Annotated in this window: 25 protein-coding genes; 21 read left to right on the forward strand and 4 right to left on the reverse strand. The window is 69.0% G+C overall.

The genetic code is table 11. The features are described from left to right. Window positions 1-166 precede the first annotated feature (166 nt). Window positions 167-1,372 (reverse strand): helix-turn-helix domain-containing protein, encoded by a 1,206-nt coding sequence (locus ABZZ22_RS13830; protein WP_354932193.1) that lies wholly within the window; start codon window positions 1,370-1,372, stop codon window positions 167-169. A gap of 159 nt (window positions 1,373-1,531) precedes the next feature. Here ABZZ22_RS13830 and ABZZ22_RS13835 point away from each other — a divergent pair, with 159 nt between their 5' ends. The 10 genes from ABZZ22_RS13835 (at window position 1,532) to ABZZ22_RS13880 (ending at window position 11,654) form a co-directional block, all read left to right on the forward strand. Then, a complete protein-coding gene (locus tag ABZZ22_RS13835) occupies window positions 1,532-2,389 on the forward strand; it encodes an ABC transporter ATP-binding protein (protein ID WP_354932196.1) in 858 nt (285 codons plus the stop codon). Then, the gene (locus tag ABZZ22_RS13840) at window positions 2,389-3,093 is read left to right on the forward strand and encodes an ABC transporter ATP-binding protein (RefSeq protein WP_354932199.1); all 705 of its coding nucleotides are present in this window, start codon (window positions 2,389-2,391) and stop codon (window positions 3,091-3,093) included. The genes ABZZ22_RS13835 and ABZZ22_RS13840 overlap by 1 nt, the downstream gene beginning before the upstream one ends. A gap of 9 nt (window positions 3,094-3,102) precedes the next feature. Beyond that, on the forward strand, window positions 3,103-3,981 hold the full coding sequence (locus ABZZ22_RS13845) for a branched-chain amino acid ABC transporter permease (RefSeq protein WP_354932202.1): 879 nt from the start codon (window positions 3,103-3,105) through the stop codon (window positions 3,979-3,981). Window positions 3,982-3,984: 3 nt separating this feature from the next. Further along, window positions 3,985-5,067, forward strand: coding sequence for a branched-chain amino acid ABC transporter permease (locus ABZZ22_RS13850; protein WP_354932205.1), 1,083 nt, complete (start codon window positions 3,985-3,987; stop codon window positions 5,065-5,067). Then, window positions 5,064-6,395, forward strand: a complete 1,332-nt coding sequence (locus tag ABZZ22_RS13855; protein WP_354932208.1) for an ABC transporter substrate-binding protein — start codon at window positions 5,064-5,066, stop codon at window positions 6,393-6,395. The genes ABZZ22_RS13850 and ABZZ22_RS13855 overlap by 4 nt, the downstream gene beginning before the upstream one ends. Window positions 6,396-6,532: 137 nt before the next feature. After that, entirely contained in the window at window positions 6,533-7,276 is a 744-nt protein-coding gene (locus ABZZ22_RS13860; protein ID WP_354932309.1) for an SDR family oxidoreductase, read from the forward strand. A gap of 10 nt (window positions 7,277-7,286) precedes the next feature. Continuing rightward, entirely contained in the window at window positions 7,287-8,057 is a 771-nt protein-coding gene (locus ABZZ22_RS13865) for a serine hydrolase (RefSeq protein ID WP_354932211.1), read from the forward strand. Between the two features lie 2 nt (window positions 8,058-8,059). Continuing rightward, on the forward strand, window positions 8,060-9,241 hold the full coding sequence (locus ABZZ22_RS13870; protein WP_354932213.1) for a dipeptide epimerase: 1,182 nt from the start codon (window positions 8,060-8,062) through the stop codon (window positions 9,239-9,241). Further along, window positions 9,238-9,846 carry a C40 family peptidase gene (locus ABZZ22_RS13875; RefSeq protein ID WP_354932215.1) on the forward strand — a complete coding sequence of 203 codons (609 nt, stop codon included), beginning with the start codon at window positions 9,238-9,240 and terminating at the stop codon, window positions 9,844-9,846. The genes ABZZ22_RS13870 and ABZZ22_RS13875 overlap by 4 nt, the downstream gene beginning before the upstream one ends. Window positions 9,847-9,920: 74 nt before the next feature. Then, window positions 9,921-11,654: a glycerol-3-phosphate dehydrogenase/oxidase gene (locus tag ABZZ22_RS13880; protein ID WP_354932217.1), complete on the forward strand. Its 1,734-nt coding sequence runs from the start codon at window positions 9,921-9,923 to the stop codon at window positions 11,652-11,654. A gap of 127 nt (window positions 11,655-11,781) precedes the next feature. Here the strand turns inward: ABZZ22_RS13880 and ABZZ22_RS13885 are convergent, their stop codons facing one another. Then, the gene (locus tag ABZZ22_RS13885) at window positions 11,782-12,423 is read right to left on the reverse strand and encodes a response regulator transcription factor (RefSeq protein WP_354932219.1); all 642 of its coding nucleotides are present in this window, start codon (window positions 12,421-12,423) and stop codon (window positions 11,782-11,784) included. Beyond that, on the reverse strand, window positions 12,420-13,550 hold the full coding sequence (locus ABZZ22_RS13890; RefSeq protein ID WP_354932221.1) for a histidine kinase: 1,131 nt from the start codon (window positions 13,548-13,550) through the stop codon (window positions 12,420-12,422). The genes ABZZ22_RS13885 and ABZZ22_RS13890 overlap by 4 nt, the downstream gene beginning before the upstream one ends. Before the next feature lie 108 nt (window positions 13,551-13,658). Here ABZZ22_RS13890 and ABZZ22_RS13895 point away from each other — a divergent pair, with 108 nt between their 5' ends. From ABZZ22_RS13895 to ABZZ22_RS13940, 10 genes are all read left to right on the forward strand, one after another. Further along, on the forward strand, window positions 13,659-14,852 hold the full coding sequence (locus ABZZ22_RS13895) for a hypothetical protein (RefSeq protein WP_354932223.1): 1,194 nt from the start codon (window positions 13,659-13,661) through the stop codon (window positions 14,850-14,852). An 87-nt stretch (window positions 14,853-14,939) separates the two neighbouring features. Continuing rightward, complete coding sequence (locus tag ABZZ22_RS13900) at window positions 14,940-15,563, forward strand: hypothetical protein (RefSeq protein ID WP_354932225.1); 624 nt, start codon at window positions 14,940-14,942, stop codon at window positions 15,561-15,563. A gap of 48 nt (window positions 15,564-15,611) precedes the next feature. Further along, window positions 15,612-17,234, forward strand: coding sequence for a succinic semialdehyde dehydrogenase (locus ABZZ22_RS13905; protein WP_354932227.1), 1,623 nt, complete (start codon window positions 15,612-15,614; stop codon window positions 17,232-17,234). Next, the gene (locus tag ABZZ22_RS13910) at window positions 17,231-18,949 is read left to right on the forward strand and encodes a GMC family oxidoreductase (protein ID WP_354932229.1); all 1,719 of its coding nucleotides are present in this window, start codon (window positions 17,231-17,233) and stop codon (window positions 18,947-18,949) included. Before ABZZ22_RS13905 ends, ABZZ22_RS13910 begins: the two co-directional genes overlap by 4 nt. Before the next feature lie 253 nt (window positions 18,950-19,202). Further along, window positions 19,203-19,670, forward strand: coding sequence for a hypothetical protein (locus ABZZ22_RS13915; RefSeq protein WP_354932231.1), 468 nt, complete (start codon window positions 19,203-19,205; stop codon window positions 19,668-19,670). A 93-nt stretch (window positions 19,671-19,763) separates the two neighbouring features. Next, window positions 19,764-21,338, forward strand: coding sequence for a glutamine-hydrolyzing GMP synthase (guaA, locus tag ABZZ22_RS13920; RefSeq protein WP_354932233.1), 1,575 nt, complete (start codon window positions 19,764-19,766; stop codon window positions 21,336-21,338). A gap of 151 nt (window positions 21,339-21,489) precedes the next feature. Continuing rightward, a complete protein-coding gene (locus tag ABZZ22_RS13925; protein ID WP_354932235.1) occupies window positions 21,490-22,521 on the forward strand; it encodes a hypothetical protein in 1,032 nt (343 codons plus the stop codon). 68 nt (window positions 22,522-22,589) lie between these two features. Continuing rightward, entirely contained in the window at window positions 22,590-22,931 is a 342-nt protein-coding gene (locus ABZZ22_RS13930) for a DUF3140 domain-containing protein (protein WP_354932237.1), read from the forward strand. Window positions 22,932-23,010: 79 nt separating this feature from the next. Next, window positions 23,011-23,655 carry a UdgX family uracil-DNA binding protein gene (locus ABZZ22_RS13935; RefSeq protein WP_354932239.1) on the forward strand — a complete coding sequence of 215 codons (645 nt, stop codon included), beginning with the start codon at window positions 23,011-23,013 and terminating at the stop codon, window positions 23,653-23,655. A 78-nt stretch (window positions 23,656-23,733) separates the two neighbouring features. Continuing rightward, the gene (locus ABZZ22_RS13940) at window positions 23,734-24,117 is read left to right on the forward strand and encodes a DoxX family protein (RefSeq protein WP_354932241.1); all 384 of its coding nucleotides are present in this window, start codon (window positions 23,734-23,736) and stop codon (window positions 24,115-24,117) included. On the opposite strand, the gene ABZZ22_RS13945 is transcribed toward ABZZ22_RS13940, so the two are convergent. Then, on the reverse strand, window positions 24,095-24,736 hold the full coding sequence (locus tag ABZZ22_RS13945; protein WP_354932243.1) for a GntR family transcriptional regulator: 642 nt from the start codon (window positions 24,734-24,736) through the stop codon (window positions 24,095-24,097). The genes ABZZ22_RS13940 and ABZZ22_RS13945 overlap by 23 nt on opposite strands. A 148-nt stretch (window positions 24,737-24,884) precedes the next feature. On the opposite strand from ABZZ22_RS13945, the gene ABZZ22_RS13950 reads away from it, so the two are divergent. After that, on the forward strand, window positions 24,885-26,141 hold the full coding sequence (locus ABZZ22_RS13950) for an NRAMP family divalent metal transporter (RefSeq protein ID WP_354932245.1): 1,257 nt from the start codon (window positions 24,885-24,887) through the stop codon (window positions 26,139-26,141). Window positions 26,142-26,146: the final 5 nt, after the last annotated feature.

Raw genomic sequence — 26,146 nt, forward strand, 5'->3', positions numbered from 1 at the left:
GCCCTACGACCGTGGCGGCCAGGATCGGCTGCTTGGGCAGCCGCTGCACCCGCCAGTCGACGTACGCCAGCAGCACCAGCAGCGGCATACTTTCGTCGCCCACAACTACAGTCTCGTCGCCCACAACTACAGTCTCGGCGCGCCAGAACTACGGTTTCGGCGGGGGCTACTTCTCCAGGGCCATCAGCGCGAGCGCGAACAGGAGGCGGTCGTGGGGGTTGGTGATGCTCCTGCCGGTGAGGTCCTGGATCTGCTTGATGCGGTAGATGACCGTGTTGCGATGGCAGATCAGATCCTGGGCGGCGTGGGTGGGGGAGCCGCCGTGGGCGATGAGGGCGCGGAGCGTCGCCAGCAGCACGTCTGACTGGTGCGACGGCTGGGCCAGGATCGGGCCGAGGGTGCGGCGGACGAGCAGGTGGGAGACCGCGGGGGAGGCGGTCAGGAGCACCTGCGGGAGGCGGTCGTCGACGACCGCGATGTCCGTACGTCCCCGGGGCACCGTCTCGACCGTGTGCGTGGCGAGCTGGAAGGCCGTGCCGAAGCCGCTCAGGTCGTCGGCGGTGGCGATCCCGACCCGGCCCGAGTTGCAGCCGGAGAGCTGCGCGACCAGATCGGCGACGGCGTCCGCGACCGGCCGCGACCCCAGCGGGACCAGGCCGAAGTGGTGGTCACCGCGGACGTGCCAGAACGACACCAGCCCGGTCTTCTCCAGCCGATCGTCGGGGTTGCGCAGCGGTGAGTCGCGGCTGCCGTCGAAGGCGGCGACGACGCAGGCCATCTGTGCGTCGGCGGCGACCCCGAGGATGTCCTGCACCTCGGCGGCGAAGGCCGGGTCGCCACCACGGCCCTCCGCGAGCCCGTCCAGGAGCCGGCCCTGGAGCTGCAGGTCGCGGCGCTGGAGCAGCGCCGCCTCCTTCCGGTAGGCCCCGGACATCACCGAGTTCTGCACGTCCAGGTCGGTCCAGACCTGGCGGCCGGCGAGCACCATCACCCGGTCGTCGATCCCCAGGGCCTCCTGCTGGTGGACCATCGCCTCCCACAGCATCCGGGTGCCGACGGTGTAGGCGTTGAGACAGAACTCCAGTGGTACGCCCTGGCGCGCGCGCCGCCGGCCGGTGTCGCGCCACAGGTCGACGGGATTGGCTCCTGGAGTGAGTCCGGCCATGGCCCGGATCCCGCGGCGTACGTGCTCCCGGGTGCTCGAGCGCAGGTCTGCTCGCACCGACGGATCGGCGTTCTGGTGCCACTCCGGCTGGATCGCGATCAGGGTCAGAGTGATGTCGTCGGCGATCGCATCGGCCTGGCTCACCAGGGAGGCCCAGGCACGCTCCACCAACGGACGAAGCTCCGCGTCGGGAGATGTGTCACGCATCACATCCATGTGCGGAGCGTCCCACGGGGGCTGCCGCTTCCGCCAGCGAACCTGGGAATCCCAGACGGAGCGCCTGAAAGATTTTGTGCACATTGCCTATATCCCCTGTTGTGCGGAGAGTCCAAAGTGAGAGCCGTCACATAGGGTGAAGGGAGCACGATGCATAAGCCTGGCGAAGGCCACCAAGTTCAGACCTCGCCGCTGTTCGCGGCCGAGGGGGTCTCGGTCCGGTTCGGAGGCGTACGCGCGCTGGAGGACGTCTCCTTGGAGGTCGCGCCTCACGAGGTGCACGGCGTCATCGGCCCCAACGGTGCGGGCAAGACCACCCTGTTCAACGTCGTGTGTGGGTTCGTCAGCCCGGGCGAGGGCGAGCTCCGGCTGCGCGGCAAGACGATCCCCACTCTCCGTCCGCACCAGCTCGCCGGTCACGGCATCGCCCGGACCCTGCAGGGGCTCGGGCTGTTCGAGCGCATGACGGTGCTCGACAACGTGATGGTCGGAGCCGACCGCCTCGCCCGCGCCGGCTTCATGCGCGGCCTGCTCGGCCTCGGCCACCGCGACGACGCCCGTCTCGCCGCCAAGGCGCGGGAGGTGCTCGGCGAGCTCGGGATCGAGTCGTACGCCGCCCGCTACCCCGGCAGCCTGCCCTACCCGATCCGCAAGAAGGTCGCGCTCGCTCGCGCGCTGGTCGCCGAGCCGGAGCTGCTGCTCCTGGACGAGCCCGCCAGCGGGTTGAGCGCCGAGGAGATGACCGAGCTCGGCGAGATCATCTCCGGCCTGACGGAGCGGACCGCCGTGATGCTCGTCGAGCACCACATGGACCTGGTGATGTCGGTCTGCCACCGGATCACCGTGCTCGACTTCGGACGGGTCATCGCGGCCGGTACACCCGACGAGATCCGCAACGACCCGGCCGTGCTCGCCGCCTACCTGGGAGACCAGGTCGACCACGACGACGACGCCGAGGTCCACGCACTGGTCTCGACAGGCTCGACCGACGATGGGGAGGAGGCCTGATGTTCGCCGTCGAGGACCTGAGCGCTGCGTACGGACCCGTCAAGGCGCTCAACGGCGTCAGCTTCACCGCCGAGAGGGGGCAGGTCACCGCGGTCCTGGGCGCCAACGGCGCCGGGAAGACCACGTTGCTGCGCACCGTCTCCGGGCTGGTGAGATCAACCGCCGGCAGCGTGATGCTGGACGGCAAGGACATCACCCGCACCGCGACCGAGAAGCTGACCTCGTACGGCCTCTCCCACGTCCCGGAGGGACGCGGCGTCATCGCCGAGCTGACCGTGGTGGAGAACCTCCGCCTCGGCGGCCTGCACCGCGCGACTGGCTCCGAGCCGATGCCGATCGAGCGGATCTTCGAGCTCTTCCCGCGCCTGGGCGAGCGCCGTGAGGCCACCGCTCACATGCTCTCGGGCGGTGAGCGGCAGATGCTCGTCATCGGTCGCGCGCTGATGGCGCGACCGACCGTGCTCCTGCTCGACGAGCCGTCCCTGGGGCTCGCCCCTCGCGTGGTGGCCCAGATCTTCGACCTGCTCCGCGCGCTGGTGCAGAACGAGCACCTCACCGTCGTGCTCGTCGAGCAGAACGCCCGTAGTGCCCTGTCCATCGCTGACCACGGCGTCGTGCTCAACCTCGGCAAGGTCGTCGCCTCGGCGCCGGCCGCCGAGCTGGCCGCCGACGAGCAGCTCCGTCACGCCTATCTCGGGTTCTGAGGAGCAGACATGCAGCAGTTTCTCGACACCACCCTCGGAGGGCTCGTGCTGGGCGCGGTCTACGCCGCGTTCGCGCTGGCCCTGTGCCTGATCTGGCGCTCGACCCGGATCGTCAACTTCGCCCAGGCCGCGATGGCGATGGTGACCACCTACATCGCGCTCTCGCTCATCAACGCCGACGTCCCCTACTGGGTCGCCTTCCTCGCCGCGATCGCCGCCGGGTTCATGCTCGGCGCGCTGGTCGAGCGGCTGATCATCCGTCCGGTCGAGGGCAAGGCCGACCTCAACGCGGTGATCCTCACTCTCGGACTGTTCATGGTGCTCCATGGGCTCACCGCGCTCGTCTTCGGCGTCCAGCACCGCGGCTTCCCGGCTCCGGTCAGCACCAGCGCGATCGAGGTCGGGGACACCTCGATCGGGATCACCCCGTTCGGCGTCCTCACGATCGTCATCGTGGCCCTGGTGATGGCCGGGCTCGTCGTCCTCTTTCGCTTCACCGACCTGGGCCTGCGGATGCGGGCCTCGGCGTTCAACGGCGAGGTCTCCCGACTCCTGGGCGTACGCGTCGGCCGCATGCTCACCCTCGGCTGGGCCCTCGCTGCCGCCGTGGGTGCGGTGGCCGGTTTGCTCATCGCCGGCGGCGACCTGGTGAACCCGGCGTTCATGGACCCGTTCGTGATCTACGGCTTCATCGCCGCCGTGCTCGGCGGCCTCGACTCGCCGATCGGGTCGGTGATCGGTGGGCTGATCCTCGGGCTCTCGCTCTCCTACGTCACCGGCTACGTCGGTGAGCACCTGGCGCCGCTCGTCGCGCTGGGCATCTTGATGCTGGTGCTGCTGGTACGTCCCAGCGGCCTCTTCGCAGCGGCTGCGGCCAGGAGGGTCTGACTCATGGAGCGTCTACGTTCTCTCGCCGGCCCGGTCCGGAGCGTGCCGCTGGTCCGGCACCTCCTCGTCGCCCTGATCGCATTCGTGGTGGTGGTCGCGATCATCGGCTCCTCCAGCCAGTATCTGCAGACCCGCTACGCCGAGATGGCCTTCTTCGCCATCGCGGCGGGCGGTCTCACCCTGCTGACCGGGCTCTCCGGCCAGCTATCGCTCGGCCACGGTGCCCTGATGGCCGTCGGGGCGTACGCCGCCACCCTGGTGCTCGAGCGCACCGGCGGCGAGACCCTGGCCGACGTCTTCCTCGCCCTGCTGGTGGCGATCGCCGTCTGCGCGGTGGTGGGGGTGATCGTCGGGGTCCCGGCGGCTCGGTTGCACGGTCCCTACATCGCGGGCGCGACACTGACCCTGGCCGTCGCCGTGCCGCGCCTGGCCAACCAGTGGGACTTCCTCGGTGGCGAGCAGGGGCTCCAGGTGCCGGTGCCGCGCGCCGCTGAGCTCCCGGTGTGGATCCAGGACCTGGTCTGGTTCTTCACCGCCGCCGAGATCGACCAGTACTCCTTCCTCGCCTACCTCGGCTGGGGGCTCCTGGTCCTCGCCTTCGTGGCGCTCGCCAACCTGAGCCGGTCCCGGGTCGGCCGCCGCTGGCGGGCGGTCCGTGACGACGACGTGTCCGCCGAGCTGGCCGGCATCCACCTCGGCCGTGCTCGCGTGGTCGCCTTCACCGTCAGCGCCATGTGCGCCGGGCTCGCCGGCGGACTGATGGCCATGAACGTACGTCTCACGGCGCCGGGCGCGTTCACGATCACCCTCTCGCTGACCCTGCTGGCAGCGGTCGTCCTGGGCGGGCTGGGCAGCCTGACCGGGGCGCTGATCGGGGCCGGCGTGCTCGCCTTTCTTCCTCACTTCGCCACCGATCTCGGGGAGTCGGTCGGGCTCAGCGCAACCCAGGCCGCGGAGGTCACCCCGGTGGTCTACGGGCTGGTGCTGATGCTCGTCATCCTCCTCGCTCCAGCGGGGATCGTCGGCAGCCTGCGCACGTTCCTCGCGCGCTCATCTCTCGGGTCAACCAAGGAGAAGACAACATGAGAACCACTGCACGCAGAGCAGTACAGGCCGTCTGTGTCCTCACCACTGCCTCCCTCCTCGCGGCCTGTGGCGGCGCGGGGAAGGAGCGTCCTTCCGAGGACGGGACGGCGGTCGGTGTCACAGACTCCACCATCAAGGTCGGTGCGCACTTCCCGCTGACCGGCCCGGCTGCGCCCGGCTACTCGGAGATCCCGTCGGGTCACCAGGCGTTCTACGAGTACGTCAACGACAACGGCGGCGTCCACGGACGTGAGATCGAGATGGTCGTCAAGGACGACGCGTACAACCCGACCAACACCAGCGCCGTCACCAACGACATGATCCTGCAGGACGAGATCTTCGCGATGGTCGCGGGCCTCGGCACTCCCACGCACCGTGCGGTCGTGCAGCGGCTCAACGACGACGGCATCCCCGACCTGTTCGTCTCCAGCGGCTCGCTGCAGTGGGGCGACGACCCGGCCGGCTCGCCGATGACGTTCGGCTGGCAGCCGGACTACGAGATCGAGGGCAAGATCATCGGGCAGTACGTCAAGGAGAACATGCCCGACGCCAAGGTCGGCCTCTTCCTGCAGGACGACGACTTCGGCGAGGACGGCGAGAAGGGCGCGCGGCAGTTCCTCGACTCCCAGATCGTCGACGTGCAGAAGTACACCCCGGGTGGATCGACCGACTTCTCCCCGCAGATGTCCTCGTTCAAGTCCAAGGGCGTCAACCTGGTGATCGGCTTCAACACGCCGTCCTACACCGCGCTGAGCCAGATCGCCGCGCAGGGCGTGGGCTTCAAGTCGAAGTGGTTCTACTCGAACGTCGGCTCGGACCCGGCGCTCGTCGGTGGGCTGCTCGCCTCGATGACCAAGGGCAAGATCCCGGCCGAGCAGGGCGTGAAGCTGATGGACGGGATGATGACGACCGAGTACATCCCCGGCGTCGACGCTCCTGACGACGAGTGGGTCAAGCTCTGGCAGAAGGTCTGGGACGAGTACTCCAAGAAGGGCACGGAGAAGCTGACGAACTACCGGATCTACGGCATGTCGCAGGCCTACACCTTCGTCCAGGCGCTGCAGGCCAACGGCAAGGATCTGACCCGCGAGTCGATCGTGGAGACGATCGAGAAGGAAGGCGCCTCCTTCGAGGGGCCTGGGCTCGCGCCGTTCCGGTTCTCCGAGGACTCGCACATGGGCATCTCCGGCGCCAGCGTCGTCGAGCTCAAGAACGGTGCCTCCGAGCCGCTCACCCCGGTCCTCGTCACCGACATCGGCGACGCTGAGATCAAGGAGGACGACAGCGCCGCCTCGGACGCTCCGCCCTCGTCGGGTCTTCCTGAGTGAGTACGGAACTCGCTGCGTACTGATCAGTAGGTTGCTGCACGTTCACGGACCGGCCTCGGTTACAGTGGTGGACCCTCACCAACGCCACTGGAGGTGGTCGGTCCGTGAACGTACTCGCACCCGGTAGCGGAGTGGTTGTGACCGGAGCAGCCCGAGGAATCGGGAAGGCCATGGCCACGCGGTTCGCTGCGGAGGGATGCCGCGTCGTCGTGGCGGACATCGACGCCGCCGAGCTCCGCTCGGTGGCCGACTCGATCGGCGCCCTCGCGGTCCCCGGCGATGCTGCCTCGGCCGCCGGCACCGCGGCGCTCGTGGACGCGGCCCAGGAGGAGCTCGGCAAGATCGACGCCTGGTACGGCAACGCCGGGGTCGAGCGCGGCCGTGGCCTGGAGGCGTCCGACCACGCCTGGTTGACCTCCTATGAGGTCAACGTCCTCGCCCACGTACGCGCCGCACGGCTGCTGCTGCCCGAGTGGGTTGCCCGCGGGGCCGGCCGGTTCGTGGTCACCTCCTCGTCCGCGGGGCTCCTCACGCTGCTCGGCTCGCCCTCCTACGCGGCCACCGAGCACGCCGAGATCTCCTTCGCCGAGTGGCTGGCCGCCACCTACCGGCACCAGGGCATCGTCGCTCAGGCGATCGTCGCGCGCAGCGTGAAGACGGCGATGCTCGAGCGCTCCTCCGGACTCCCGGGCTTCCGCTCGGCCGAGGGCGCGCTCACCGCCGAGGAGGTCGCCGACGCCGTCTGGGATGCCGGGCAGACCTCGCAGTTCTGGATCTCGCTCGAGTCCGACGTGGCCGAGGAATACTCGGCTCGTGCCACGGATGTCGATGCCTGGCTGGATGGTGTGAACCGGATCCGGCAGGAGCTCGACGCAGACTAGTCTTCGGGTCATGGAACCACTCGTCTCGACCTGGCTCAGCGGCCTCGACGGCATCCCGACGCAGGCGCAGAACGTCAACCAGCAGCACTACGCGGCGAGCCTGATGAAGCTGCCGGTCGCGATCGCGGCCTATCGGCTGCGCGATCGTGGGCTGTTGTCGCCGGACGAGCCGATCTCGGTGCACTCCGACTTCGACTCCGCTGTCGTGGGCGAACGGTTCGAGATGGACCAGGCCGACGACCAGGACCCGGAGACCTGGGCGGCGCTCGGTGCCCAGCTGCCGCTGGGTGATCTCGTACGCCGCTCCCTGACCGTCTCCGGCAATCTCGCCGTCAACCTCGTGCTCGAGCGGATCGGGCTCGAGGAGGTCGCCGCGGTGCTCGCCGACGCCGGTGTCACGCCGATGACGACGGTCTCGCGAGGGATCGAGGACGCGCCGGCGCGCGAGGCCGGCCTGCAGAACCTGGTGACCGCCAACGACATGGGCAAGCTGCTCACCAAGCTGGCCTCCGGCCGGCTGCTGTCGCCCGAGTCGACCGCCGAGATCGAGGGGATCCTGGTCGCTCAGGAGTATCGCGACGCGATCCCGCTCGGGGTGCCCGAGGACGCCGTGGTCGGCAACAAGACCGGCTGGGTCGACGGCATCCGCCACGACATGGCGATCATCCGTCCCGCCCAGGGTGAGCCGCAGGTGATGGTGGTGCTGACCACCGGTCTGGACGACGACGAGTCGGAGTTCCGGATCAGCGAGGTCGCTCGCTATCTGTGGTCGACCCTGTGACGGTGCCTCTCGTCGTCGCGGTGCGCACCCAGCGTGTCCGGGTGCCGCTGCACACCCCGTTCGTGACCGCGCTGCGGCGTACGGACTTCGCGGAGACGGTCGTCGTGACCGTCGAGGACTCTGACGGGTGCATCGGCTGGGGTGAGGCGCCCCAGGTCTGGAGGGTCACCGGTGACTCGCTCGCCGGGTCCGCCGCCGCTCTGGAAGGGCCCATCTCCGACGCGCTGGTCGGTGCAGCCGCAGATCTGTCCTCGGCCGGCCTGATCCAGGGTGCGGTCGTCGGCAATCGCTCGGCCAAGATGGCCGCCGACATCGCGCTGCACGACCTCGTCGCCCGCCGCGCGGGTGTCTCGATGGTCGCGCACCTGGATGTGTTGGTTTCGACACGCCTCCGCCTAGCGGCTCCGAGGTCTGAACGAAGTGGCCTTCAACCAACGCCGAGCCCCCGTTGGCTGAGCCCGGCGAGCGCCAGCGAGCCGGTGTCGAAACCAACACAGCTGCTGACCGACATGACCCTCTCCGTAGGCACGCCCGCCGAGCTGGCAGAAGCGGCAGCGGCGAGAGCACGAGACGGGTTCACGACGCTCAAGATCAAGGTCGGGACGGACGCGGCAGGCGACGCCGAGCGCGTGCTCGCGGTCCGCGAGGCGGCTCCGGGCTGCGTACTCCGCCTGGACGCCAACACCGGCTGGCGCGCGGACGAGGCGGTCGCGGTGCTCAGCGAGCTCGCCGACCAGGACGTCGAGCTCGAGTTCGTCGAGCAGCCGGTCGCCCGGCGCGACCTGGAGGCGATGGCGTACGTCCGTCGTCATCAGCCCTACAAGATCCTGGCCGACGAGTCGGTCTTCGACCTCGAGGACCTCGTCGACGTGATCCGCGCGGGCGCGGCGGACGCGATCAACGTCAAGCTCGCCAAGTGCGGTGGGATCACGCCCGCGATCGAGCTGCTGGAGGTCGCGAAGCGGCACGGCCTCGACCGCCTCGTCGGCTGCATGATGGAGTCCCATCTGGGCATCGGCGCGGCGGCTGCCCTGGTCGCGGCGGCAGGCATCCCCGGTGAGCAGGACCTCGACGCGGGCTGGTGGGCGAAGACCAGCCCGTACGCCGGCGGCATCACCTACGACGGTCCTCGCATCGTCTTCTCCCACAGCAACGGTCTCGGTATCGAAGGAGTCCTCACATGACCACCGTCAGCCAACCCACCTTCGTGGTGGCCGCACCTGCCGACGATGCGGAGCACGAGACCGAGGTCGTCCCCGGCGAGCAGGTCGTCGTGGTCGAGACGCAGGGGGAGTGGACGTACGTCGTCGTCCCCTCGCACGCGTCCTCGAAGGACGACCGCGGATACCCCGGCTGGATGCCGGCGGGCGCCCTGGCCGACGAAGCGGAGCGGACCGTCGAGACCACCGAAGGCGTCGAGGCCCTGCTGGCGAAGGCGCGCACCTTCCTCGGCGTCCCCTACGTCTGGGGCGGCACGACGGACGCCGGGATCGACTGCTCCGGCCTGGTCTTCCGAGCCGCAGAGGCCATCGGCGTACGGCTCCCGCGGGACGCCCGCGACCAGGCGGTCGCCCTCAGGGCGATCGACCTCGACGACGTCACCGCCGGCGACCTCTACTTCTTCGCCCGCCCGGACGGATACGTCACGCACGTAGCCATCGCGACCGCGCCTCCCGCGCCCGACGGCACCCGTCCGATGATCCACGCCGACGGCAACAAGATGCTCGTCGTCGAGGAGCCCATGCCCACCGACCGCGTCGCCACTCTCGTCAGCGCCGCCCGTCTTTGACTTCTTGGGTCGGCGCCGGTGACTTGTCGCGCGCCAGAAGTGACAATTCGGTGTGGTGAGTTAACTTCGAACGTATGACTCGTACTGGGGCATTGAGTCCACAGAGCCGCGATCTCGCGATCGGCACGATGGTCGGTGCGGCGGGAGAGCCCGAGCTCGACGTACTCGTGGTGGGCGGGGGTGTGACCGGCGCCGGAGTGGCGCTGGACGCCGTCACCAGAGGCCTGAGCACGGGGCTGGTGGAGCAGCGCGACCTGGCCTCGGGCACGAGCTCGCGCAGCTCGAAGCTGGTCCACGGCGGGCTCCGCTACCTGGAGATGCTCGACTTCGAGCTGGTCCGTGAGGCGCTCCAGGAGCGCGGGCTGCTGCTCAACACGCTGGCCCCGCACCTGGTCCGGCCGGTGCCGTTCCTCTACCCGCTGACCAACCCGGTGTGGGAGCGGTTCTACATCGGGTCGGGTCTCGCCCTCTACGACGGGATGGCGAGCTTCGGCCCGCTCTCCGGGATGGGGAAGTCCGGCCTGCCGCGCCACCGGCACCTCACTCGCAGAGGGGTCGCCCGGATCGCCCCCGACTTCCGCACCGACACGATCACGGGTGCGATCCAGTACTACGACGCCCAGGTCGACGACGCCCGCCTGGTGATGACCATCGCGCGCACCGCCGCCTCCCACGGAGCCCAGATCGCGACCCGGGTCCAGGTGACCGGGTTCCTGCGTGAGGGTGAGCGGGTCGTCGGGGTCCGGGCCCGTGACCTCGAGTACGACCAGGACCTGATCATCCGGGCCAAGACCGTCGTCAACGCCGCCGGCGTGTGGACCGACGAGATCCAGGCCATGGTCGGCGGACGCGGTGCCTTGCACGTCAAGGCCTCCAAGGGCATCCACCTCGTCGTCCCGCGCGACCGGATCCGGTCGGAGTCGGGCTTCATCGTGCGCACCGAGAAGTCGGTGCTCTTCGTGATCCCGTGGGGTCGCCACTGGATCATCGGCACCACCGACACCCCCTGGACCTACGACCTCGCCCACCCGGCAGCCTCCAAGACCGACATCGAGTACGTCCTCGAGCACGTCAACGCGATCCTGCGGGTGCCGCTCGACCTCGAGGACGTCGAAGGCGTGTACGCCGGGCTCCGCCCGCTCCTCACCGGCGAGTCCGACCAGACGGCCGGCCTGAGCCGGGAGCACACCGTCGTCACGCCGCTTCCGGGCCTGGTCCTGATCGCCGGCGGCAAGCTGACCACCTACCGGGTGATGGCCAAGGACGCGGTCGACGCCGCAGCCCATTCGCTCGGGACGACCACCAACATGACCCTGCGCGACTCGATCACCGACAAGGTGCGGCTGGTCGGCGCAGAGGGCTTCGAGACCCGCTCGAACCAGCGGGTCCTGCTGGCCCGCCGATCCGGGCTCCACGTCGCCCGGATCGACCACCTCCTCGGCCGCCACGGCGGCCTCATCGACGATGTGCTCGACCTGATCCAGCAGCGGCGCCCGCTCGCCCTGCCGCTCGAGGGTGCCGAGGACTATCTGGCCGCCGAGGTCGTCTACGCCGTCAACAACGAGGGCGCCCGCCACCTCGACGATGTGCTCGAGCGCCGCACCAGGATCTCCATGGAGACCTTCGACCGCGGCGTCTCCGCCGCTCCCGGCGTCGCCCGGCTGATGGCCGAGGAGCTCGGCTGGGACGAGCAGCGCACCAAGGAGGAGGTCGACCACTACATGCGCCGCATCGAGGCCGAGCGCCGCTCCCAGCTCCAGGTCACCGACGAGGATGCCGACCACGCACGCCTGGAGGTCGAAGTCTGAGCCTGCGATCCTGCGACGTAGGAGCAGGGTCGCAACGCGAAGAGATCGAGCGAGCGTGCGGCTGAGCTTGCGAAGCCGCATCCGCGGGTCGAGATCAATCTGACCGTGCGGATCGGCCCATACGACCTCATCGAGAAGAGACGAACCCGCTCTCGTACGCCGCGATGACCGCCTGCACGCGATCGCGGACGCCGAGCTTGGCCAGGATGTTGCCGACGTGGGTCCTGACGGTCTCGACTCCGAGGTGGATCTCTTCGGCGATCTCGGCGTTGGACAGGCCGCTGGCCAGGAGGCGTAGCACCTCGGCCTCCCGGCTGGTGAGCCGCGCGTCGGCGAGCCCGCCTCCACCGGGTGCGCCGACGGCGGTGACCAGGGAGCGGATGGCGCCCGGAAACAGCAGCGAGTCACCCTCATGGACGGTCCGGACGGCGTTGACGAAGTCCTGGGCCGACGCCCGCTTGAGCAGGAAGCCACGCGCCCCCGCCCGCAGGGCGTCGTACACGTAGTCGTCGTTCTCGAAGGTGGTGACCACGACCACGGCGGGCGGCCGGTCGAGCTCGACGATGAGTCGGGTCGCGGCGATCCCGTCGACTCTCGGCATGCGCACGTCCATGAGCACGACGTCCGGGCGGAGGCTGCGGACCAGCGCGTGCGCGGCTGCTCCATCGTCGGCTACCCCCACAACCGTGATGTCGGACGAGGACTCGAGGATCGCGCGGAGGCCGCTGCGCACCAGCGGCTCGTCGTCGACCAGAACGACGGTGATCACGAGTCGCCCCTACCGGCCGTCAGCGGGATCCTGACGTCGAGGCGGAACTCTCCGTCGACGACAGAGTGCTCCGCGGAACCGTCCAGCATGGCCGCGCGCTCGGTGATCCCCGCCAACCCCCGGCCTTGTCTCGCCCGGGCGCGTGCAGGAGTGTTGGACAACCTGATGGCGAGCTCCTCCGATCCCGCCGAGACGGTGAGAGTGGCGGTGCGGTCCGTCGAGTGCTTCATCGCGTTGGTCAGCCCCTCCTGGATGATCCGATAGGCCTCGCGGCTGATGACCGCCGGCAACGTGGTCAGGTCTCCGTCGGTGGTCGCTCTCACGTCGAGCCCGGCCGTCCGCACCGAGGTGACGAGCGGCTCGAGTGCGCGCAGATCGGGTGCCGGCGTACGGTCGGAACGTCCGGTCTCGCGCAACAGTCCCAGAGCGTGGTCGAGGTCGTCGGCAGCGGAACGTGACGCCTGTTCGATGGCCCCCAGAGCGTTGACGGCGAAGTCGCGGTCCCGGTCGATGACGAGCGCAGCCGCGCTCGCCTGGACGGTGATCAGCGACAGGGCGTGCCCGATGCTGTCGTGGATCTCGCGGGCCAGCCGGTTGCGCTCCGCCAGACGCGCCGTCTCCGACTCCAGCCGGGCGATCCGCTCGTCGTACGACGGTCCGAGCAGGCCCGGTGCGACCAGCCCCAGCGCGTAGCCCAGGCCCGAGGCCAGGACGAAGGCGGTCACGATCGCGATCAGGCCGAGCGCTCCGAAGCCTGCGCCGATCGCCCCTGCGACGAGAACCACGATGACGGCGCCGGACAGCAGGTGCAGCACGAACCACACCAGCGTGCGCCGACGGTCCGGCCAGGTGCGCGCTGGTCCCGGCAAGCCCCCTGGGAAGTCCGTCTCGAGCAGTGTCTGGGCGGCGGTCGCCTCGATCTGGCGAACCCCGGGGATGAGGCCGAGACAGGCGATGGAAACGGCCGGGATCAGCGTGGCGAGCACGACCGTGATGGCCAGGGGGACGTCGTTGCCCTGGGTGATCAGGACGACGAGGGTGAAGTCGAGGATCATGAAGGCCAGCGCCACACCGGCGCCGAGCAGCACGAAGACCATCCGCAGATAGGTCACCGCCGAGGTCAGCATGCAGCCATCCTTTCAACAAGCCGCACTCCGACAGATCACCCGCGCGGGGGAGGCGGTCCACCTACGAGGGTGATCTGGCCCGACAGGGTTGGCCAAGACGCTGGATCCATGACATCGACACCAACGCCAACACCGCCCCGTACGTCCGAAGCGGCCACAGCGCAGCGAACCTCCGCTGTCGAGATCGCCACCGCGCTCTGGAGCGTCCTAGCCGTCGTCGTCGGCGCATGGATCCTCATCGAGCCCAGCTGGTACCCGCTCGGCAGCAACGACCCGAGGACCGGGTTCTCCCTGCTCGCAGACGTGCCGACCCGAGCTGTCGGCCTGATCGCCGTGATGCTGGGGGTGGTGGGTATCGGCGCCGCCCTGGCGATGTCGGCCCGGCTCCCCTCCGCGCGGATGGGATACGGCCTCGTCGCGATCGGCGCCCTCGAGACCCTGGTCTTCACCGCGATCGTGCCCGACATCCGTCTGCTCATCCTGATGGGCTATCTGTGCGCGCTCTTCGGGCCGGTGCTCGTGCTCGGCATCCTGATCGCCGGTGCCAGGGGGAATCGTCGCAACCTGCTGGTCGTCACCGTCGCTGCGGCACTCATCGCGACGGGCCTGGTCGTCTTCGGCGCCAACGCGGATTCCTTCAGCGAAGCCGGCCGCGCGATGGTTCGCGGCCTCGCCGAGGCAGAGCCCGGCATGCTGTTCGTCGGGGGCTCCTTCATCGGCGGCGGGTTGTGGCTTGCCAGCACGGTGCGCCACTTCCGCCGGCTGCGCCAGCAGTGCGCGGCCTGCGGTCGTCCGGCGCGCGGACTCACCGGCAACGTGGCCACCTGGGGTCGCTGGGCCACGATCGGCGCCGCACTGTGCCCGCTTCCCTATGCACTGCTTCGATCGACCTGGCTGACGCCGTGGCCGGTGTCGATGGATGTGGCCGTGCTCGAAGCCGACCCCGGACTACGGGTCTTCGGGCTGAGCCTGGGGTTCGCGGCGCTCGCGGGAAGCGTTCTGACGCTCGGCCTCATCAGCCGCTGGGGCGAGGTCTTCCCGCGCTGGGTCCCAGTGCTGCGCGGTCGCGTGGTGCCGGCTGGACCTCCCGCAGCGGTGGCGCTCGTGGTGGCAGGGGCCATCACGCTGGCAGGGCGTTCGGTCCTCCAGACCGTTCTCGCGGGCGAGGGTGGCTTCGACGCGCTGGAAGCCGAAGCGCTGCTGGTCTTTCCCTTCCCGATCTGGGGGCCGTTGCTCGGCGCGGCGGCTGTCGCCTACTACCTTCGTCGCCGCGGCGAGTGCCGGCGATGCGCTGACTCCTGACAGCGCGCCCACCTGGTCCAGGTCGCGTCTGGACCAGGTGGGCGAATTGTCGTGGCGGGCAAGCAGTTGACGTAGCACTCTGATCGCATGATCCCTTCGGCAGGCTCAGGCCATCGCCTGGTCGCAGATCCCCCCGAGCCGCTGGCCACCGACGACTTCTTCCTCGCGCCGCTCTGTCCGGACCTGCTCGATCTGGACACCGAGGCCTATCTGGCCAGCCCCGACGTGATCCGCGACCACAGCTGCGGTAGATGGCCGGTGGAGGGGTTCCGCAGCGACGACAACCTGCCGTTGGTGATCCGGCACTGGTCCGACCACCAGGCCCGACGCGCCTTCACCTACCTCTTCCTGGACCCCGAGGGCACCTCCTCGCTCGGCTGCCTCTACGTACAGCCCCTGTTCCCCTACCTCGAGGCGATGGGCGCCGACGCCCAGACGCTGTTGAGGTACGCAGGGGGAGCAACGGCCCGGGTGAGCTACTGGCTCCGCCAGGACCGGGCGCCCGGGCTCGCCGAGCCGGTCTCCGAGCGGCTCGACGAGTGGCTGCGCACGCAATGGCCGTTGGATGCCTATCTCTACCGGGTCGCGCCCGCGGAGGAGTTCACCGTGCACGCACTCGACCGGTTGCCCCTGGACCGCATCGACATCGACCTTCCCGCCGAGCGCTATGACTACCTGTGGTGGGCCGCCGCCGTTCGCATGGTGAGTTAGTGGGACTCGTGTCTGGCTTCCGAGACGCTGGTCACATACTCTCGGTACATGAGCGCATCGAACCCGACCCCTGCTGGCGGCCCGATCGTCGAGGGCCCGCTCGATCCCGAGCACGACGCCACGGCGTCCCTGGCCCTCGAGCCTGACTACGTCGCCCGCCTGACCGAGCGCGTCGTGGCGACCACCGGGGAGACCCGAGAGGTCATCAGCCCGCTCGACGGGGCGCCGCTGGCGCACATCCCGCAGTCGAGCGACGACGATGTCGCCGGTGCCTTTGCCAAGGCCCGGATCGCGCAGGAGAAGTGGGCCGCGACCCCGGTGGCCGAGCGTGAGCGCATCCTGATCAAGCTGCACGACCTGGTCCTCGACCGGCAGGACGAGATCCTCGACCTGATCGTGCTGGAGTCGGGCAAGGCCCGCAAGCACGCCTTCGACGAGCCGCTGCACATCGCGCTGACCGCGCGCTACTACGGCCGCAGGAGCAGCAAGATCCTCGACACCGAGCGCAAGCTCGGCGTCATCCCGGTGCTCACCCGGGTCGAGCTCAACCACGTCCCCAAGGGTGTCGTCGGCATCATCAGCCCGTGGAACTACCCGTTCACGATGGCGCTGTGCGACGGCATCGCCGCGATCGCCGCCGGCAACGCGGTGGTCATCAAGCCGGACTCGCAGACCATGCTGAGCGCGCTCCTCGGCGCCGAGCTGCTGGCCGAGGCGGGGCTCCCGGAGAACCTGTGGACCGTCGTGGCCGGCCCGGGCTCGAAGGTCGGCACCAGCATCATCCAGCGCGCCGACTACGTCTGCTTCACCGGCTCGACCAACACGGGCAAGATCGTCGCCAAGCAGGCCGCCGAGCGCCTGATCGGCGCCAGCCTCGAGCTCGGTGGCAAGAACCCGATGCTGGTGCTTCGCGACGCCGACATCGAGAAGGCGGCCGAGGGCGCCACCCGCGCGGTCTTCTCCAACTCCGGCCAGCTGTGCGTGAGCGTCGAGCGGCTCTTCGTCGACGACAAGGTCTACGACCGGTTCGTGGAGCGCTTCGTCGCGCGCACCCAGGCGATGACCCTCGGCGCCTCCCTCGGCTGGGAGAACGACATGGGCACCATGATCTCGCAGGCCCAGGTCGACACCGCCACCGCTCACGTCGAGGACGCCGTCGCCAAGGGCGCCCGCGTGCTCGCCGGCGGCAAGGCTCGCCCCGACCTGGCGCCGTTCTTCTTCGAGCCGACCATCCTCGAGGGCGTCACCCCGGAGATGACCTGCTTCGGCAACGAGACCTTCGGCCCGGTCGTCTCCCTCTACCGCTTCCACAGCGAGGAGGAGGCGATCGAGCGCGCCAACGACGGCGAGTACGGCCTCAACGGCTCGATCTACAGCCGCGACACCGCCCGCGCCCGACGCATCGCCCGCCAGATCAAGTGCGGCACGATCAACATCAACGAGGCCTTCGGCGCCACCTTCGCGAGCATCGACGCCCCGATGGGCGGCATGCGTGAGTCCGGCCAGGGCCGTCGCCAGGGTGTCGAGGGCATCTTGCGCTACACCGAGACCCAGTCGGTCGCCTCCCAGGCGATCCTCCGCTTCGCCCCGCAGTTCGGGATGAGCGACCAGGCGTACGCCAAGTTCATGACCGCCTCGCTGCGCGTGCTGAAGTCGCTGGGCCGAGCATGAGCGGGAGCCACTACGACGTACTCGTCATCGGGTCGGGCTTCGGCGGATCGGTCAGCGCGCTGCGCCTGACCGAGAAGGGCTACTCCGTCGGGGTGATCGAGGCGGGTCGCCGGTTCAGCGACGACGAGCTGCCCAACACCTCCTTCGACCTGCGCAAATACCTCTGGGCACCGGCGATCGGCTGCTACGGGATCCAGCGCATCGACATGGTCAAGGACGCCGTGATCATGGCCGGCGCCGGGGTCGGCGGCGGCTCGCTGGTCTACGCCAACACCCTCTACGAGCCCCTCGACCCGTTCTACGAGGACCCTTCCTGGAGCCACATCACCGACTGGAAGGACGAGCTCGCTCCCTACTACGAGCAGGCCAAGCGGATGCTCGGTGTCACCCTCTACCCGCACCTGACCCCGGCCGACGAGGTCATGCAGAAGGTGGCGGCCGAGGCCGGACGGGGGGACACCTTCCACAAGGCGCCGGTCGGCGTCTTCTTCGGTGGCCCTGGCCATGTGCCCGGGCAGGAGGTGGCCGACCCCTACTTCGGCGGGGAGGGCCCCGACCGGCGTGCGTGCACCAACTGCGGCGAGTGCATGACCGGCTGCCGCCACAACGCGAAGAACACCCTGGTCAAGAACTACCTCTACCTGGCCGAGAAGAACGGCGCCGAGGTGCACCCGATGACCACGGTGACCCGCGTCTACCCGGCCAAGAGCGGAAGCGGGTACGTCGTCGAGACTCGCTCCACGAAGGCCAAGCTGGGTCTGGGTCGCACGAAGCGGTTCACCGCCGACCAGGTGATCTTCTCGGCGGCCTCGCTGGGCACCCAGAAGCTGCTCCACAAGCTCAAGCGCACCGGTGATCTCTCGCAGATCTCCGACCGTCTCGGTGAGCTGACCCGGACCAACTCCGAGTCGATCCTCGGTGCGATCGCGCCGGACACGGACATCGACTACAGCGAGGGCGTGGCGATCACCTCCTCCTGGCACCCCGACGAGCACACCCACATCGAGCCGGTCCGCTACGGCCACGGCAGCAACGCGATCGCGGCGATGCAGACGGTGCTCACCGAGGGTGGTCCCCGGCGGTTCCGCCGGTGGCTCAAGGAGATGTGGCTGCAGAGGCGGTCGCTGCGTACGTTCTACGACTTCAAGCACTGGTCCGAGCGCACCGTCATCGCGCTGGTCATGCAGGCGCTGGACAACTCGATCACGACGTTCCCGAAGCGGACCATCTTCGGGTGGCGGATGTCGTCGAAGCAGGGCCACGGCAAGCCCAACCCGACCTGGATCCCCGCCGGCCTGGACGCCGTGCGGAAGATGGCCGGGGTGATGAGCTCGGGCGAGAAGCCGGGGTATGCCGGCGGCACCATCGGGGAGCCGTTCAACAAGCCGATGACCGCCCACTTCATCGGTGGCTGCACCATCGGCGACTCGGCGGCCAGCGGTGTGATCGACCCCTACCAGCGGCTCTACGGCCACGACGGACTGCACGTCGTCGACGGCTCCGCGATCTCCGCCAACCTGGGCGTGAACCCGTCGCTGACGATCACCGCACAGGCCGAGCGGGCGATGGCGTTCTGGCCCAACAAGGACCAGGCCGACCCGCGTCCGGCTCTGGGTTCCGGCTATGCGCGGATCCAGCCGGTCCGGCCGGTCTCGCCCGCCGTGCCGGCGACTGCACCGGCCGCTCTCCAGCTGCCCATTGTCGAGGTTCGGTGACCGATCTGTTGCGATGGTGACACAGGCCGTTGTGTCGGAACTTTCTGACAGGAAGTTTGGGCTGGCCCGTAACCACGGTTAAGAGAGTTCGTTGGAGTGATCAGACCCGGGATTGCTCCCTCCCTAATACATGCCGGGTCTTACGTCCGGGCCTTTCTTGTCTCGGGCAATCAGGGCCCGGCCACCTCCCTCCCCGGCCGGGCCCTGGTGCGTTTTGCTGCGATCGCGGCGCAGGGTCGCTAGGCTCCTTCGGGTGCTGAAGGACTTCTGGACGGGTGAGCGACGCAACCAGGAGCATGACCGGAGGGACACCCGTGCCCGGGTCCTTTGGATCCTCGCGCTCGTCGTGCTCGTGGTCATCGTGGTCGAGCTCGTCGAGCAACCGGTGTCGCGGATGCTGATGGATCGGCGCATCGAGGAGATGGTCCACGGCCAGGCGGTCGATCAGGGGCTCAGGGATCCGCGTGTCCTCGAGATCCGCCATGAAGACCTCGGGAGGTTCGGGCACTGCGATCACACCATCGATGACAACGACGAAGGCCTTGCGTTGGTCTGGTGGTCGGGCGTGACCGATGACGGTGATCGAGAGGTCCACCTCGACACGGTTGCCGCCGAGGGGCGGTGGCCGTTCGCGACGTGGCAGACGCGCGCCTCCCATCGTGATGTGTTCGAGAGGATGCCGGAGTACGCCGACCCGGACGCAGAGATCGGACTCTGCTGAGCAGGGCCCTGGCCGAGCGGTGACGGCCAGGCCCGCGGCGTACGGGCTCACGCCGAGTCGGCGTATCGCCAAGACCCTCGTTAGGATTCGTCCATGACGCAGGCTCCTGGGGCGGAAGAGCACGATCTGGTTCTCGTGGTGGACTTCGGTGCGCAGTATGCGCAGCTGATCGCCCGCCGGGTGCGTGAGGCGCGGGTCTACTCCGAGATCGTGCCGCACTCGATGCCGGTCGCCGACATGCTCGCCAAGAACCCGAAGGCGATCATCCTCTCCGGCGGCCCCTCGAGCGTGTACGCCGACGAAGCCCCTGGGATCGACAACAGCCTGTTCACCGCGGGGACCCCGGTCTTCGGGATGTGCTACGGCTTCCAGCTGATGGCTCAGGGCCTGGGCGGGACGGTCGACGACAACGGGGCGCGGGAGTACGGACGCACCCCGGTCACCGTCGGTGTCCCCGGCACTCTGCTCAAGGACATCCCGCCGGCGCACAACGTGTGGATGTCGCACGGCGACTCCGTCTCCGAGGCGCCGGAGGGCTTCACGGTGCTCGCGAGCACTGCGGACACCCCGGTGGCGGCCTTCGAGAACGTCGAGAAGCAGCTGGCTGGCGTGCAGTGGCACCCCGAGGTGCTCCACTCCGAGCACGGCCAGAAGGTTCTCGAGCACTTCCTGTGGGAGATCGCCGGCGCCCGGCCCACCTGGACCATCGGCAACATCGCCGAGGAGCAGATCGAGCGGGTCCGCGAGCAGATCGGCGACCACCGCGCGATCTGCGCGCTTTCCGGTGGCGTCGACTCCGCGGTCGCGGCGGCCATCGTCGCCCGAGCCATCGGTGACCGGCTGACCTGTGTCTATGTCGACCACGGCTTGATGCGCAGAGGTGAGTCGGTCGCGATCGAGAAGGCCTTCCGGGACTCGACCGGCGCCGAGCTGAAGATCGTCGACGCCGAGAAGGAGTTCCTCGACGCGCTCGCCGGGGTCACCGACCCGGAGGAGAAGCGCAAGATCATCGGGCGCGAGTTCATCCGCTGCTTCGAGCGCGCCGAGGTCGAGATCCTGGGAGACAGTGACGAGAAGGTTGCCTTCCTCGTCCAGGGCACGCTCTACCCCGACGTCGTCGAGTCCGGCGGCGGCGCCGGCACCTCCAACATCAAGTCCCACCACAACGTCGGCGGGCTCCCCGAGGACCTCGAGTTCGAGCTGGTCGAGCCGCTGCGTGAGCTCTTCAAGGACGAGGTGCGTGCCGTCGGTTCCCAGCTCGGCCTGCCCGACGAGATCGTCCAGCGCCAGCCCTTCCCGGGCCCCGGCCTTGGCATCCGCATCATCGGCGAGGTCACCAAGGAGCGCCTCGACATCCTCCGTGAGGCCGACGCCATCGCCCGCGAGGAGATGACGAAGGCCGGTCTCGACCGCGACATCTGGCAGATGCCGGTCGTGCTCCTCGCCGATGTCCGCTCGGTCGGCGTCCAGGGCGACGGTCGCACCTACGGCCACCCGGTCGTGCTCCGTCCGGTCACCTCCGAGGACGCGATGACCGCCGACTGGGCCCGGCTGCCCTACGACGTCATGGAGCGCATCTCCACCCGGATCACCAACGAGGTGAGCGAGATCAACCGGGTCACCGTCGACATCACCTCGAAGCCGCCGGGCACCATCGAGTGGGAATGAGTAAAGCCGCAGCGGTCCGAGCGCGAAGCGCGAGGATCGCGTCGCGGTTTTAGATCGAGCAGCCCCGCTCGAGGGAGCGAAGCGACCGCGAGCGACGGGCGTGTCGAGATCCAGCTTCGAGTCGACGCTCACCACGTGGAGAATGTCGGGCATGACCGAGCCCGATCTGGCCCAGCGACTCCTCGACGCACATGTCGCCCACGAGTTGGCGGCACTGCGCGGCGTACGCTTCCTCGATCTCGTCACCGGCGAGATCGACTTCGCGCTGCGCGCTGCCAGCGACCTGACCCTCGACCAGGTGATGCACCGCGACCTGATCAAGGAGGTCGCGCTGAAGTACGTCAGCACCTTCCGGCTGCCGGGCGCGATCCCGGAGGTCGCCGGCGCGATCGCGACCCGGTTGAGGGCCCATCCTGCCAACGAGACGCCGCTGGGCGAGGTGGTCAGCAGGCCGCGGGTCGCGGAGCTGGTCGAGGCCATCGTCGAGATGCGTACGCTGCGCCAGCAGATCCTGCGCAGCCTGGCCGACAACTCCGGGATCCAGGCCGGCGTCGGCACCCTGGTGCGTGGCAGCGCGAAGGGCGCCGTCGACACCGGCCGCAGGCTCGCCGACAACCTTCCGGGCGGCTCCCTCGGCTTCTCGATCGCCGAACGTGTCGCCGGTCGGATGGCGAACACGGTGAAGGGCACCCCGGTCGGGGCGGCCGTCGACCAGAGCGCCCGCGAGCTCGCGGAGCGCGGCACCGGAGCGCTGCTCGGCTACCTCACCGACACCGCCGCGAGCTCGGTCACCGACGAGGAGGTGCACGACGCACTGCTGGAGGTCTGGGACGCGCTCTCGACCCGCCCGGTGCGTGAGCTCGCCGATCTGATCGACGACGAGCAGCTGGTCGCGGTCTTCGTCGGGCTCTACCAGGTCTGGCTCGACGTCCGAGACTCCGACTATCTGCAGGCCCTGGTCGACACGGGTGTCGACTTCTTCTTCGACACCTATGGGAGCTTCACCCTCGACCGGCTCCTCGAGGAGTGGGGCCTGGACCGCGACGACCTGGTCGAGGAGGCCCTCCGCTTCGGCCCGCCGGTCATCGAGGCGCTTGCCGAGGCGGGTGTTCTCGAGCAGCTGGTCCGCCGCCGGTTGTCGAGCTTCTACGACTCTCCGGAGGCTCAGACCCTCCTGACGTGAGGCCGTGTGTCCTGCCGCCCGGATGGGTACCGGAACCGCTGCACAGCAGATCAGGCAGGAGGCACGACATGGCCGAGACGATCGTCGACGACAGGCTCTGGGAGAACTTCCACCGCGCGGTGAACATGACCTCGCGCGACCTACGGCAGTGGCTCGCGGTGCAGGGCGCGGGGGAGACGACCGAGACCGAACCGGACCGTGCGGGCAACGAGCTCGGTCACCGGGTGGCGGACATCCTCGGCAAGCGCCGCTCCGACGTCACCCCCAACGACGTGGACGTGATGCAGCGGGTCGTCGACAAGGTCACCGACCTGCGCGGCGGGGACACCGGCCAGTGGGAGCCGACCGCGGGCGATGCACAGTGGCGGCGCCGGCTGATGAACGTCGGCCACGACCCGCTCGCCCCGTGAGCGAGCGTCAGCGAGTGAACGTTCCAGACAACACGCGACCGCGTCCGTACTCTGGCGCTTGCGCTACGGATGTGGTCGCGTGAGCGCCGCGGAGTGGGTGCCGGAGTCACCGACGCTCAGCGATCTGCGCAGCGCTGTCCAGGAGTGCCGCGGCTGCGAGCTCTACCGCGACGCCACCCAGGGCGTGATGGGGGAGGGCCCCACGCCGGCTCCGCTGATGCTTCTCGGCGAGCAGCCCGGGGACCGGGAGGACCGCGAGGGTGAGCCGTTCGTCGGTCCGGCGGGCGGCATCCTCCACGAGGCGCTGGCCGAAGCCGGGATCGAGCCGGAGGCGACGTACACGACGAACGTCGTCAAGCACTTCCGCCACCGGCTCTCAGGCAAGCGCCGCATCCACCAGTCGCCCACGAGCAAGCAGGTCGGCGCCTGCGCTCCGTGGCTTGCGGCCGAGTTGGATCTGGTACGCCCCGCCGGGGTGGTCCTGCTCGGCGGCACCGCCGGCAAGGCGCTGTACGGCTCGTCCTTCCGCGTCGGCGAGGCACGCGGCCACCTGATCGACTGGCCCGAGGCCATCGCCACGCCGACCCTCGACCCGTGGGTCCTCGCCACGACCCACCCCTCCGCCGTCCTCCGTGCGGAGGACGAGAGGCAGGCGACGTACGACGGTCTGGTCGCCGATCTGAAGGTCGCAGCGGCCGCGCTGAAGAAAAAGACGGAGAAGTGACGGAGGCGATGTCGAGATCCCCGGTGCACGCTCGACGCGTGGGTAAGAGCAACACCACCCACCTCTGAGGAGATCGAGATGAGCACCAACGCACAACGAGCCGGCTGGATCATCACCGTCCTGGTCACCCTGTTCCTCGGGTTCGACATCGTCATCCACCTGCTCCGGGTCGAGTCCGTCATGGACTTCAACGACAAGATCGGTGCACCGGGCTGGTTCCCGCTCGTCTGTGGCGTAGTCCTCGGTCTGTCGCTGATCGCCTACCACGTCCCGGCCACCCGGGCGATGGGGACGATCCTGATCACCGTCTACCTGGGCGGCGCGGTCACCGTGAACTTGGTCTTCGGGCAGCCGGCCTTCAACACCGTCTTCGCGATCGCCACCGCCGTCCTCGTCTGGGCCGGCGCCTGGCCGCGCGACGAGCGGCTGCGAGCCCTCGTCAGTCGCGGCGCAGCCGCGTGAACGCTCCGAGCACGGTCTGCTCCGAGAGGATCAGGTAGCCGCGCAGCTCGTCCGCGGCCGCGGGTCCGCCCTGCTCGAGGAAGGTCTCGAGCAGGGCACGGTTGCGGGTGACGAATGGGGCGTGCAGCGCCTCGGGGTTGTCGATCTCGAGAAACGCGAGCCGCAGCTCAGCGGCGATGTCACGGAAGAGGCGCTCCAGCCGCGGGCTGTCGGCGAGGGCGATGATGGCGTCGTGGAAGGCCATGTTGGCGGTGCCGAGCTTGCGCCAGTCGCGCGCCTCGAGGCTGGTCTCGCCCTGCTCCACCGCTGCGCGCATCGCCGTCACCGCGGGATGGAGCGGGGAGCCGGCGGCCAGTGCGGCAGGTTCGACGTAGCGCCGGGCCCGATAGATGTCGACGACGTCGGCCACGGTGGGCGAGGCGACCGAGACCCCGCGGTTGGGCACGTGCTCGACCAGTCCCTGCTCAGACAGGACACGGAACGCCTCGCGAAGGGTGTTGCGCGAGACCCCTAGCCTCTCGGCGAGGGAGATCTCCGACAACCGGGTGCCGGGCGCGAACTCGCCGTCGATGATCCGTCGGCGCAGGACGTTCGTCAGGGTGTCGTCGACGTCGGTCATGTCCGCATCCTAGGGGAATCGCATCCGTGGACAATCGAAACATCATTTTAACGACGGCGGGTATTATTGTTGAACAATCTGTGGGATCTTGTACTACACACTGAGTGTGGTGTCAGCCACATAGCCCGCTGATCGCAGGAGCCCCCCCATGCCCGAGACAACCAGCGCCGAGCGCGCTAAGAGTTTCGCCAGTTCCCGCCGAGGTCCGATCGTCGGCGCCATCTTCCTGATGGCCACCTCGGCCATCGGTCCCGGTTTCATCACCCAGACCGCTACCTTCACCGCGCAGCTCGGCGCGGCGTTCGCCTTCGCGATCCTCGTCTCGATCCTGATCGACTTCGCGCTGCAGATGAACGTCTGGCGCCTGATCACCGTCTCGGGCAAGCGCGCCGGCGACCTGGCGAACGAAGCCTTGCCGTTCTCCGGGCACGTTCTCGCGACGCTGATCGTGATCGGCGGACTGGCGTTCAACATCGGCAACATCGCCGGTGCCGGTCTCGGTCTGAACGCGCTGCTGGGCATCGAGCCGAAGGTCGGCGGACTGCTCTCGGCCCTGCTCGCGATCGGCATCTTCCTCTACAAGCGAGCCGGTCGTGCCGTGGACATCGTCGTGCTCGTGCTCGGGACGACGATGATCGGTCTCACGCTCTTCGTCGCGTTCGCCTCGCAGCCTCCTGTCGGCGAGGCGCTGCGCCAGACCTTCGTCCCCGACACGCTCAACTTCGCGACGATCACCACCATCGTCGGCGGCACCGTCGGTGGCTACATCACCTACGCGGGCGCCCACCGCTACCTCGACTCGGGCAAGGTCGGCCCCGAGCACGTGCCGGCCGTGCACCGCGCCTCGATGAGCGGCATCCTCGTCACGGGGATCATGCGCTACGTACTGTTCCTCGCGATCCTCGGCGTCGTGGCCTCCGGTGTCACCCTCGACCTCTCGAGCCAGGCCGCCAACCCGGCCGGTCAGGCGTTCGGGGCCGTGCTCGGCGATGCGGGCATCCGCATCTTCGGCGCGATCTTCTGGGCTGCCGCGATCACCTCGGTCATCGGCGCCGCCTACACCTCGGCCACCTTCATCTCGACCTTCTCGAAGAAGCTGGGAGCGGGGTGGCCGCTGCAGATCGCGACGGTCGCCTTCATCCTCGTCTCCCTCGTCCTCTACCTGCTGATCGGCGCTGCGCCCGCGGCTATCCTGGTCTTCGTCGGCGGCTTCAACGGCTTGATCCTGCCGATCGGCATGACGATCTTCATGTACATCGGCTGGTTCCGTCAGCGTGACGTCCTGAACGGCTACCACTACCCGCGGTGGCTGCTGGTCGTCGGCACGCTCGCGACCCTGCTCACCTGGTACATGGGCATCGTCTCGGTGCGCCCGATCTTCGCCTTCATCGGAATTGGAGTGTGACCAAC

Origin of the sequence: Nocardioides sp. NPDC006273 (genome assembly GCF_040613495.1) — a bacterium.
GTDB lineage: Bacteria > Actinomycetota > Actinomycetes > Propionibacteriales > Nocardioidaceae > Nocardioides.